This window comes from Roseofilum sp. KMC-1, from assembly GCF_057802075.1.
Genome location: NZ_CM173605.1, coordinates 4,882,623 through 4,893,902, shown reverse-complemented (window position 1 = coordinate 4,893,902; position 11,280 = coordinate 4,882,623). Strand labels below are relative to the sequence as shown.

Here is an 11,280-nt window from a genome sequence, read left to right as displayed (position 1 = left end):
ATCATAATTACATTAAAAATATTAAAATCAGAGATAGGCATATAAAACTATGGCAATGCCTATCTCTCTTTAGCTAAAATCTTGAATTACTGGCTTTCATCACCTTGACTATCGTCGTCAGAATCAGAATAGAGACCCGTATTAGTAGATCTCTTAATACTTGTGCTGGTTTGCCCAGCTACAATAAGATTTAATTGACTTTCTTCATTGATCTGAAGTTTGGGATTATAGCGAAGTTCTTGTTCAAGCACTTCACTAGAAATGCTGGTAAAAGCAGGCTCTACTGCAAACAACATTGCAAAAGGTAGCTTTTCAGAACACTTCTCTTCAGTACCTAACATTTTTACCATTGCTCTGATCCTCTAAGAGTAAATTTAAACCGGTCGTTTATATACTGTCATTCTACTGATAATTTATCAACTTGTACAAATGGGGTTTAAGGGGGATCTTGAGGCAACGATCGCGGCTTGAAAATGTCACCAAATTTGTTTTTATTCCAAGAAATGGGAAAATATGGGATAATGTAGGGTAAAAAGATACAAAACTTAACCCAATTGATTCAGCTATGGAACTTCAAGAAGTCCTCAAGTGGACAGATGATTTGATTTTTGCGAAAACAGGAAAGCGTCTGGATTCCTTACAGCAGGCGATTTTGGAGGGAGTTTGGGAACGTCAAGAATATAAAACCATTGCGGAGGAATACCACTGCTCTACGGATCATGTGAGAAAGATGGCTTGGGAATTGTGGAAATTATTATCAGATGTGTTGGGAGAAGATGTAAAAAAAAAGAATGTTAGGGCTATTTTAGAAAATGTGTCGTTTTTCTATTCTAATCCTAATATGCATATGGGTAACGGCAATATAAATATTTTTCACGACAATTATTCAAATTCACAAGTAAAAGAACAAACTTCTATTAATAAATCGGACAATTTTCAGGCTGAAAAGATTCACGATCGCACCCACATCCCCAAATACGATCGCCTCTATCCCCACCGCACAGAGGAACTCAACACGCTCAAACACTGGATACTCAACGAAAATAGCGCCATTATCACCATCTATGGGTTATCAGGAATGGGAAAAACAGCCCTCGCAACTCAACTCGTAGACGATATCGCAGAGCATTTCGATCGCCTAATCTGGTATAGTCACCGCACCTTCCCCAATCTTAACGCCCTCACCACCGACTTGATCCAATTCCTCTCCCAAGGAGACGCAACCGAACATCGCGCACTACTCGACTACTTGCGATCGCATCGTTGCTTCATTATCCTCGACGACTTCCAGGAAACCCTCACCCCTGGAGAACTCGTTGGGCGCTACTTACCCGAATACCAGCGTTATGGTAAATTGCTGCAAGATATTGGGCGATCGCCCCACAACAGTTGCTTACTGATTCTCAGTTGGGAACAACCCCCAGAAATAGCCACCCTCGAAGCAGAAAACCGTCCTTGTCATAGTCTCCTATTATCCGGTTCTATCCAACTCGCGCAAGAACTCTTGAAAAACAAAGGATTAAGCGATCCAGAGCAATGGTTAGAACTCATCAACCGCTACAGTCAAAACCCTTCATGGCTTAACATTATTGCTGCTACAATCCAAGACCTATTTAACGGTAGCGTCGCCCAATTCTTATCCTATCCTAACCTATTTCTGGGTGATATAGAACTAACGATCAGAGACCATTATGATCGTTTATCTGGTTCCGAAAAATTTCTATTATCCTACTTAGCTCATCAAGAGAATATCACCGATTTATCTAACCTCCCTTCAGAACCATTCCCCTCAGAATTCAATCTGTTAGCCAACATTTCCTCTTTAAGAAAACGGGGCTTAATTCAAACATCTCTAGACTCTAAACACTTCCAGTTGATTCTAGAACCCATCATTCAACACTATAGCGCTTCGCACGACAATGACGAACAGTTGGAACGATCCCCCTAAATCCCCCTTAAAAAGGGGGACTTTTACTGCCCCCCTTTTTTAAGGGGGGTTGGGGGGATCGATAAGTGTTATCATTAGACTAATTACAGGGTTCAAATCAAAGATGAGAAAAGAAACTCTTAACACCATCTTAAACGAAACCTGTCAAGGACTAAAAGCCCTATATGGCCAGAAAATTGACCAAATCATTCTCTATGGTTCTCAAGCAAGAGGTGATGCAGAACCTGACTCAGATATCGATCTTTTAATTATCCTGAAACAAGACTTCCAATACTCTGAAGAGAGCAACAGAATTAGCCAAACAATTGCCGATTTATGCTTAGAACATAATACGTTGATAAGCTGCGCTTTGGCCAGCAGTCGCCAATTCTAAGAGTATAACAATAGCTTTTTTCGTAACATCCGCCGAGAAGGAATACCCCTATGACACCAGAACAGCAAAAATTGCTGGAAAAAGCGACTCGCAGTCTACAAGCTGCCAGAGAATTAAACCGTACAGGTTTTCCGGATTTTGCGGCATCGCGCACTTACTACGCTATGTTTTACATTGCCACAGCATTTTTAGAAGGCGAGGGGTTGTCCTACTCTAAGCATTCAGCAGTTATCGCTGCTTTCGGTAGGATATTTGCTCGCACTAACCGCATTCCGGTTGAGCTACATCGCTATCTCATTGATGCGGAAAGAATCCGATTAAGAGCTGATTACAACACTAATACAGTCCACTGGAGTTAGTTAGGGCGATGCGCTGCGCGATACCTTCGCGATCGCCAAACACAATCCACATCTAGAGTTATAAATCTTCATTAACAAACTTGACCACTATAGATAGTGTGGTTTAGGATAAATACCCCTATCTATAATCAAGCCAACGCAACCGCCGTGAACCACCTACTCGAATGGGAAGCCAGTGGAGTCGATCGCCAGCTTACTCAGCTTAACGTCATTCCCCTCGAAGGACAAACCCCCTACAACTATCTGCTCTACGCTGATGACCTGCCCCGGCGCAAAGATGGCCGCCTGCGAGCCAATATTATGCAACGCTATCAGCATCTCAAGCAAGGGGGATGGTGGTGTTCCGGCATTAACCCCCTTACTGGAGAAGATGAAGACTGGGGATGCTTCAAACCCGCTCAACCGAGATATGCAGACGGCAAACCGATCAAATACGAACATCCCCCCAAAACCCCCACCGGACTCTTTGCGCTCAGGGTTACCCAGTCCATCTGGCAAACCATCGCCAACCGGGGAAACCTCCCCCTAAGCGCCGAACAGCTCCAGCCCCAACGCTCCGATCTCGGCTTTTGGCAGTGGGTCAAAGATAATCCTAGCCTGCCCCTCTGCATTACGGAAGGAGCCAAAAAAGCAGGCGCTTTGCTCACCGCAGGCTATGCGGCAATCGCCCTTCCCGGCATCCATAGCGGCTATCGCATCCCCAAAAATGACCAAGGTCGGCGCATCGGCCACCCCCATCTAATCCCCGAACTGCAACCCTTCATCACCCCCAACCGCCCCATCACTATCGTCTTCGACCAAGACAGCAAACCCCAAACCCTCGGCTCTATGCAAAGCGCCATTCGCCGCATGGGTTACCTGCTGCAACAAGCCGGATGTCAAGTCAACATTGTCACCTGGAACCCGGAATGGGGAAAAGGCGTAGACGACCTGATCGCCAGCCAAGGTGCAGCCAGCTTTCATCAAGCTTACAACCAAGCCATTCCCTTTGAGCGCTGGAAAGCCACCATCACCCAACAGCTCACTCATCCCCGCACCCTCACCCTCCATGAGCGCTACTTTCCGGCAACCCTTTCTATACCCGAAACCGCCCAACTCATCGCCATAAAATCGGCCAAAGGAACCGGAAAAACCCAACTGCTCGAAACCATTGTTAAACAAGCCAAACGCACCGGACAACCTATCCTCGTCATCAGCCATCGGGTGCAACTGGTCAAATCATTAGCTGCTCGGTTCGGACTGCCAGCGCTTACCGATGAAGCCTCCCCAGAACCGGGGGTGGTGCTATGCATTGACTCTTTGCATCCCAACTCCCGCGCTCAGTTGAACCCCCAAGACTGGCAAAATGCCCTTGTGGTGATTGATGAAGTCGAGCAAGTCCTGTGGCATGGTTTAAACTCCAGCACCTGTCGCCGTCATCGGGTGGCTATTCTTAACACATTGAAAACTTTAATTCAAAATGTTTTAGGGGGTAGCGGTCAAGTTTGGGTCGCCGATGCAGACTTAAGCGATATTGCCCTAGATTATTTGATTGCCCTATCTGGAATTGACCCGGAGGTGGCGGTGGTGGAGAATACTTGGAAACCGAGCCAGGAAGAGGCTTGGCAGGTCTATAGCTATGAGGATAAAACCCCTGAGCGGCTGGTGCAAGATTTAGCCGATCATATCGCGGCTGGGGGCCGGCCGATGGTCTGTTTGTCGGCTCAGAAACGGGGGAGTAAGTGGGGAACGATTACCCTAGAGAGCTATTTACAGCAGCGTTTTCCAGAGGGGCGGTTTTTGCGGATCGATTCGGAAACTCTGTCCGATCCGACTCATCCAGCTTATGAATGTATGGGCGAGAATTTCGATCGCCTTTTGAGTCAGTATGATGGGGTGTTGGCTTCTCCCGCGATTGAAACGGGGGTGAGTATCGATCTCATGGGTCATTTTACCTCGGTTTGGGCGATCGCTCAAGGCATTCAAGGGGAAAACTCGGTACGCCAAGCTCTGTCACGGGTGCGGGAAAGTGTGCCTCGCTATGTCTGGGTGGCTCCCTATGGCTTTAACCGGGTGGGGAATGGTTCCACCTCTCTAGCCAGTTTGCTCAGTTGCGAACATCGGTTAACCCAGGTGAATATTCGTCTATTGCAACAATCGGATTTTACCGAGTTGGACGGGTTGGATCTGGGATTTCAAGCCGAATCCCTGATGACTTGGGCCAAGTTGGCGGTACGGTTTAATGGGGGGATGGTGCGGTATCGGGAAGCGGCGATCGCCGGACTCATGGCGGAAGGTCATGTTTGTCAGAGTGCAGTGGAGCAGACGCAAGCGGTAGAGGAGGAGAGCGAACCGAGCTTGAAGACTACGATCGATCGCGTTTTAGAGCAAAACTATCAGGCAGAGTGTGAGGCCATTGCCCATTCTGCTATCCAGCCAATTTCCGTAATTTACCCGCAAGAGCCGTATCATCGGTGTAGCCTAACTCCGGATCAACGACGCAGATCTCGCCATCAGGAATTGTGGCAAAAGTATGGCATTCCGGTTACTCCGGAGGTAGTGAGTTTAGACGATCGCGGCTGGTACGAGCAATTACAGTATCATTATTTTCTCACCGTCGGTCGTCCCTATTTAGCCGATCGCGACACTGCCATGGCACGAGAATTACTCTCACGGAGATCGGGCGGTCTATTTTTACCTGATTTTAATGACTCTCAATTGGGGTCAAAGATTGGTACAATGGAACTGTTAGGCATTCCGGGTTTAATTGCCGATTCAGAGCGGGTATTTATGAATACCGATGTTGATTTACAGCAATTACAGCACATTGCCCTATGCAACCGTCAGGAAGTGCGATCGCTCTTCAGTATTGGACTGGCTAAAAATGCCTCTGGAATTATGATCCTACGCCGGTTTATTAACCTCTTGGGCTATGGTTTAGAGCATCAACGCACTACCAGTCTCAAGGGTTCCGGGAAACGCTTACGGATCTATGGCTTAGTTTGTCCGGATGATCCCAGAGAACAGGTGTTTCAGCAATGGTTACAGCGCGATCGAACAGACGAGAAAACCTATCCTCGAATTCCTTTAAGGCTTCCTGAGATCGCGACAGTAGAGCAGTCGGAGGGCAATCGCTATCAACAACTGAGTTTATTTGGGTAATTGAGTCGATACATACAGCGCCAAGTGCTATATATCAATACCTTTGATATTACCCAATCGTTTTTTTTATTTTTTTTGTATTAATAGCTACAAAAATAAGTCTAACACCCTAAATCTTGGTACGGTTTGCAAGTTCCTGAGCTGATTTTAATAAAGTTTTGTAAACAATATTCAGATCATCTCCAAAACTCTACCTTATACTCAAAGTATTCAGAAAATCTCAAAACATAAAAAAAACCTAATATGTACCTTTTGAAATCTGACAACCCTTATAAAACGCCATTAAAAGCTCAAGGGACTTCCATGGATGAACATCGGGCAAATACCCTATTCAATCAAGCACCGACAGGAATGCTGGAATGGTCTCTAGAGGGTAAGATTCTGAGGATTAATCCTCGGTTTTGCCATCTGATTGGTTATCACGAATCAGAGTTGCAAGGCCATTCGCTGATGGAAATTATTCATCCCGATGATATTGAGAGCGATCGCACCTTTCTCGATCAACTCTTAGGAGGAGAGTTGCAAACCTTCATGCAAGAAAAACGCTATCTGCATCAGGATGGCTCCATGACTTGGGTTAATTTAGCGGTTTCCCTGCTCCATACGAGTACCTCCGCTCCTCCTACCTTGCTGGGAGTGGTGACGGATACCAGTGAACGTCAAGCGGTATTACGCGATCGCCGCAAGGCACAACGAGCCTTAAAAGAGAGCGAACGGCGCTTTCGAGCCATTTTTAATTCTTCCTTTGGATTTATTACTATTCTCTCTCCAGAAGGACAAATTTTAGAAGCCAACCACACCATCCTAGAATTTGCCGGAGTGCAACTTTCGGATGTCATCGATCAAGATTTATGGAAGGCTCCTTGGTGGCCGCAGGATTGCGCGAATCAGGAACAACTCAAAGCTAAAATTAAGCAAGCAGCTAAGGGGAAAACCCTGCGCTCAACCGTTGATTTTTTGGGAGTCAACGAGCAAAAAGCTACAGTAGATTTTTCCCTGAAACCAGTGATGGATTCCTGTGGAAAAGCCGTGATGCTGATTGCTGAAGGACGAGATATTAGCGATCGTCAAGCCTTGCAACAAGAACTGGTCTGGCGAGATCAACTCTGGAATGCCTTCTTCAATGCTGCTCCAATTGGCATGGCAATTCTGGACAAAAAGATGCGCTTTGTGCAAGTCAATGAAACCCTAGCCACAACCAATGATAGTGCGATCGGCGATCATCTGAGCAAAACCATTACCGATATTAACCCCCATCGAGCCAAAACTCTCGAACCCCATCTCAGGCAAGTTTTAGCGACAGGTAAACCCCTACTCAATGTGGAAGTTTCCCATGAAACTCCACGGTTATCGGGAATTGTGCGTCACTGGTTAGAAAACTACTTTCCCCTCACCACCGAGCAAGGTCAATCTAAAGGAGTGGGGATGATCTGCATTGATATGACCGCTCGCAAACAGGCAGAACAGGCTTTACGCCATTCTGAATCCTTGTTAATCGAAAAAAATCAACAACTTCAGGAAACTTTATGTGACCTAAAACGCACCCAATCCCATTTAATTCAAGCAGAGAAAATGTCATCTCTGGGGCAAATGGTAGCCGGATTAGCCCATGAAATTAATAATCCGGTGAATTTTATTTATGGGAATTTGGCTCACGCAGAAACCTACATGAAAGACTTAGTAGAAATTCTGCAATTGTATCAATACCATTATCCCCAACCTCATCCCTCGATCGCGGAAATTAAAGAAGCCAAAGATCTGAATTTTCTTCTGGAAGATTTGCCCGAACTGCTCCATTCTATGACCGTGGGTACAGAGCGCATCAGAGAAATTGTCAAATCCATGCGGACTTTTTCTCGTTTAGATGAATCTGCCGTTAAATCTGTTGATATTCATCAGGGGATTGATAGCACCTTACTGATTCTGCACAATCGCATGAAAGTTAAACCCGATTATCCCGGAATTGAGGTGATTAAAGAGTATGGAGAATTGCCCAAAATTGAGTGTTATGCGGGACAACTCAATCAGGTGGTGATGAATATCCTCAGTAATGCCATTGATGCCATTGATGAATCCCTTTGCTCGAAACAAGGGCATTTAGAAGAACCCCGTGAGGGTCAAATTCGGATTACTACCCAATTGTTAGATTCAAAGTGGGTCGAAATTCGGATTAAAGATAATGGGATGGGCATTCCAGAGCGCGTTAAACAACGGTTATTCGATCCTTTTTTTACGACTAAACCAGTGGGAAAAGGTACAGGTTTAGGTTTATCGATTAGTTACCAAATTGTCGTCAAAAATCATGGAGGTAACATGGATTGTCATTCGATTCCAGGAGAGGGGACAGAGTTTATTATTCAAATTCCCTGCCAACAAAAATAGCTCTAGTAGGGTGCGTTTGTAACGCACCCTACTAGCCCAGGAAAAATTGATCTCAAGGGTGCAAATCTCTGTATTATCCCTCACAAGCTAGATAAATAAGAATGCCTAGCAAGCGCTCGATTGGCTCTATAGGATAGGCTTCTAAGTCAATGGTTAAATCCGTATCTTCTAATTTCAGAAATTTCCACAACTCTCCATTGGTGACGCAACCATAAATCGCCCGATCTGTCCGTTGGTTAAACAGTTGAGCGGCTACCATTTCTGCTCCGCATTGCCCTAATCCAGCATTGAGGTTTTCTGGCTTGGCTTCGACTAGCATAATCACTGGATTTTCTAAGACTAAAAGACGGGGCGATCGGGCAATTAAAAAATCGACATAGCCGACTAATTGTCGGGTTTCATCAATATTGAATTCTCGTCCAGAAAATAGGCTAATTTGATGGGAGGATAACCGACGAACGGCGGTTAAAATGGGATTAATAATCCATTCACTGCGAGCTTTTTCATTGCCCTGAGCTAGGGCAAGGGGCAGATTTTCCGCTAGGGTTGCTTTCAGCAGGGTATCGGCTTCAATGGGGGGGACTGGGGATAAGAAATGAAGGGTTTCGTGAAGGGTTAAACCCAACTCGTTTTGAACTCGCAGAAGATCGAATTTGCTATAAGCCATGGCAGGTTCTCCAAAGTACCAGATTGACAGAGGAAACCTCTATACAAGATCCTTCGATCAATGTAACCCCAAAGGGAGCAAAATTGCTATAGCACAGCCATAGGCTTTACTAGGGCGATCGTGATAAAATCAGTTTTATAAAGTACACCCCCATCAGAGTAATTATCAAGTAATAGGACAAGTCGGATGATAACACATCTTTTTTTAGCCAACTTAGGAGGAACTCTAAATTTAGTTGCGAGTGCTTTTATCGGTGGAATTATAGGGGCAACATCGACCTTTATTCTCTTTCTTCTTTTAAGTAAAAAATATGAGCAAGAAATCAAAAAAATTAATGGCTACACGGCTAAGTTAAAAAGTCTTGAAAATAATGTTTTCACCCTCAAACATAAAACCCTAGATCTGGTTAAACAAGTAGGGAAGCTTCAAGAGGAAAAAGCCCAATTACAAGCCAAGATTGACGAGCTGAACAATTCAGCTTTGAATCTTGAAGGTCAAGCAAAAAAAGTTACTCCAGAGATTGGGAAAACTCTCAAAGAAAAACCGATCAAAAAAATAGGGCTATACCAATACATTTTAGAGGGGTTGGAAAAAACTATGGATTTTTATAATCCCCAAAATCATCAAAGCTTTGAATATTATTTACAATCCCTAAAAAAACCAGCCGAGCAATTGTGGGAATCTTATAGATCGAATCAGGTTAAAGTGAATTACTCCGATCCATCAACTCAAGCCGCTTACTTAATACGTTATTACCCCCATTATGTCCAAATGACTTATGAAATTTTACAACAGTGTTCACAATTTTTCGCGTTTGGTGAGAAAATAAATGCTTGCTTTTTTGGAGCAGGGCCTTGTCCAGAAGTTGCTGGTTTAGCTCAATTTTTAACCAAGTATTATCCCCAAACAAAGGAGATTTTTGTGCAGGTTTATGATATTGCTTCTGACCAATGGTCTCTGAGTCGAGCAATCACTAAAGATTTCGTAATTCCTAATTTATGGAAAGGTCAATTTTCTGGAAATGCTTATAATTTAGATTTATGCTCGTCTAATAGCTTTGAGTCAGTTTCAGACGCGATCGAGAATAGTCATCTTTTTGTCTTTCAAAATTGTCTGAATGAAATATGGAATATATCGACGACGAAAGAGAATATTAAGTTTTTGCTTGAATCTGCTCCTTTAAACAGTTTTATTGTTATTGGAGATCTTCGCTATGCTCAAAACCGATATATATTAGAAGATATTGCCAAATTCGTGCAAAGAACGAATCATTATAAACTGATAATGCTAGATGAATTAGACATACGCTCTTCCTTAAGAATCCCTCAAATAGTGACACAAAATTTGCTAACGAGCGAAGGGTATTTAATTCCTCGCTCCCGCATTAAGTTTATGTTTTTAGTGATTACCAAAGTCTAATGAATAAGGACTTGATAATGCTCGATCTGATTTTTTTAGGGTAAAAGTTCCAAATTTTTTACCTTTGATTGAGGTTCGAGATCATGCCATCCGACTAAAGAAGGCGAATTAGGATTATGTTTTCGGTAATTTTCTCTTGCTCGATCAAAGTTGGTCGTTGCATAGCAATATTGACAGCCAAATAAACAACTGTTATACATGCCAATATCGCGGCTTTTCACACAACCACAAGCTTCTCTCTGACCCGTATCTTTCTTATGACTGACTTCTATGCCAAAGATTTCCTTGATATAATCATCATCTATGCATTTACCATGGTGAATGCTATAGGATTCTAAGTCATAGGGTTCGGCACAACTAAAAAGCTGGATCTTGTGTTTTTGAGCAATCTTTTCTATTGAGGGTAAAAATTTTTCAAAAACTTTTGGAGTTTCTTCTAAGGGATAAAAGGTAATCTCTTTTTCGGTTTCAATCTTTTGGAGACGATAGTTATTTTTGCTATACCGATCCATAAAACTAATTACGCATCGGTGGGTATAACCAGAAAGTTGACTGGCAATGTAAGTATATTGCTGAAGATGGAAATCTATATCAGTATCTTGACTAAAAACAATGGGATCGTATCGCCAAATTACTTTTTGGCTACCGATGAGATGGGCTAATTTTTGAAAGGTTTTAATGGTGAAAGATAAAGGGGTTTGATTCTGGTCTATAAAGTTTGGATTATTCATTACTGTGAACTGAAAGTAGTATTGATATCCCAGTTCATCTAAGAGCGCTAAAGATGACAGTAAAGGGTGGGGGTTGCGCGTCCAGAATACAATAACTTCAACATCTTTTGGAGTCAAATTAATACGGGAAAGTTGCTGGGAATTAAAAGGATTGGGGACGACGCAGTAACCGGCTCGAATCCGGTTGATAAACCATTGATGATAAAAGGCAGGAATATCAGTTCGTCTACTGGCGCTAATAATCATTTGGCTTTCACTTT

Annotated in this window: 8 protein-coding genes and 1 pseudogene; 6 read left to right on the top strand and 3 right to left on the bottom strand. The window is 43.6% G+C overall.

Annotation, left to right across the window (positions count from 1 at the left end; genetic code table 11):
- Positions 1 to 86: 86 nt before the first annotated feature.
- Entirely contained in the window at positions 87 to 350 is a 264-nt protein-coding gene (locus AC3FZD_RS22460) for a hypothetical protein (RefSeq protein ID WP_488738161.1), read from the bottom strand.
- A 215-nt stretch (positions 351 to 565) separates the two neighbouring features.
- On the opposite strand from AC3FZD_RS22460, the gene AC3FZD_RS22455 reads away from it, so the two are divergent.
- The 5 genes and pseudogenes from AC3FZD_RS22455 to AC3FZD_RS22435 all read left to right on the top strand — a co-directional run bounded on the left by AC3FZD_RS22455 (position 566) and on the right by AC3FZD_RS22435 (position 8,203).
- Positions 566 to 1,948: a helix-turn-helix domain-containing protein gene (locus AC3FZD_RS22455; RefSeq protein ID WP_488738160.1), complete on the top strand. Its 1,383-nt coding sequence runs from the start codon at positions 566 to 568 to the stop codon at positions 1,946 to 1,948.
- A 103-nt stretch (positions 1,949 to 2,051) separates the two neighbouring features.
- A complete protein-coding gene (locus AC3FZD_RS22450; RefSeq protein ID WP_488738159.1) occupies positions 2,052 to 2,321 on the top strand; it encodes a nucleotidyltransferase domain-containing protein in 270 nt (89 codons plus the stop codon).
- Between the two features lie 50 nt (positions 2,322 to 2,371).
- A pseudogene (locus AC3FZD_RS22445) lies at positions 2,372 to 2,659 on the top strand (HEPN domain-containing protein); the annotation flags it as partial.
- Between the two features lie 168 nt (positions 2,660 to 2,827).
- Positions 2,828 to 5,821, top strand: coding sequence for a plasmid replication protein, CyRepA1 family (locus AC3FZD_RS22440; RefSeq protein ID WP_488738158.1), 2,994 nt, complete (start codon positions 2,828 to 2,830; stop codon positions 5,819 to 5,821).
- Positions 5,822 to 6,064: 243 nt separating this feature from the next.
- Positions 6,065 to 8,203, top strand: coding sequence for a PAS domain-containing sensor histidine kinase (locus AC3FZD_RS22435; protein WP_488738157.1), 2,139 nt, complete (start codon positions 6,065 to 6,067; stop codon positions 8,201 to 8,203).
- Between the two features lie 73 nt (positions 8,204 to 8,276).
- Here AC3FZD_RS22435 and AC3FZD_RS22430 read toward each other — a convergent pair whose 3' ends face one another.
- On the bottom strand, positions 8,277 to 8,870 hold the full coding sequence (locus AC3FZD_RS22430; RefSeq protein WP_488738156.1) for a hypothetical protein: 594 nt from the start codon (positions 8,868 to 8,870) through the stop codon (positions 8,277 to 8,279).
- Positions 8,871 to 9,056: 186 nt separating this feature from the next.
- Between AC3FZD_RS22430 and AC3FZD_RS22425 the strand changes: the two genes are divergently transcribed.
- The gene (locus tag AC3FZD_RS22425) at positions 9,057 to 10,289 is read left to right on the top strand and encodes a hypothetical protein (protein WP_488738155.1); all 1,233 of its coding nucleotides are present in this window, start codon (positions 9,057 to 9,059) and stop codon (positions 10,287 to 10,289) included.
- 35 nt (positions 10,290 to 10,324) lie between these two features.
- Here AC3FZD_RS22425 and AC3FZD_RS22420 read toward each other — a convergent pair whose 3' ends face one another.
- The gene (locus AC3FZD_RS22420) at positions 10,325 to 11,266 is read right to left on the bottom strand and encodes a DUF1848 domain-containing protein (protein WP_488738154.1); all 942 of its coding nucleotides are present in this window, start codon (positions 11,264 to 11,266) and stop codon (positions 10,325 to 10,327) included.
- Positions 11,267 to 11,280: the final 14 nt, after the last annotated feature.

Coding starts and splice junctions, on each gene's coding strand:
- AC3FZD_RS22460 (WP_488738161.1), bottom strand. CDS start 350: ATGGTAAAAATGTTAGGTACTGAAGAGAAGTGTTCTGAAAAGCTACCT.
- AC3FZD_RS22455 (WP_488738160.1), top strand. CDS start 566: ATGGAACTTCAAGAAGTCCTCAAGTGGACAGATGATTTGATTTTTGCG.
- AC3FZD_RS22450 (WP_488738159.1), top strand. CDS start 2,052: ATGAGAAAAGAAACTCTTAACACCATCTTAAACGAAACCTGTCAAGGA.
- AC3FZD_RS22435 (WP_488738157.1), top strand. CDS start 6,065: ATGTACCTTTTGAAATCTGACAACCCTTATAAAACGCCATTAAAAGCT.
- AC3FZD_RS22430 (WP_488738156.1), bottom strand. CDS start 8,870: ATGGCTTATAGCAAATTCGATCTTCTGCGAGTTCAAAACGAGTTGGGT.
- AC3FZD_RS22425 (WP_488738155.1), top strand. CDS start 9,057: ATGATAACACATCTTTTTTTAGCCAACTTAGGAGGAACTCTAAATTTA.
- AC3FZD_RS22420 (WP_488738154.1), bottom strand. CDS start 11,266: ATGATTATTAGCGCCAGTAGACGAACTGATATTCCTGCCTTTTATCAT.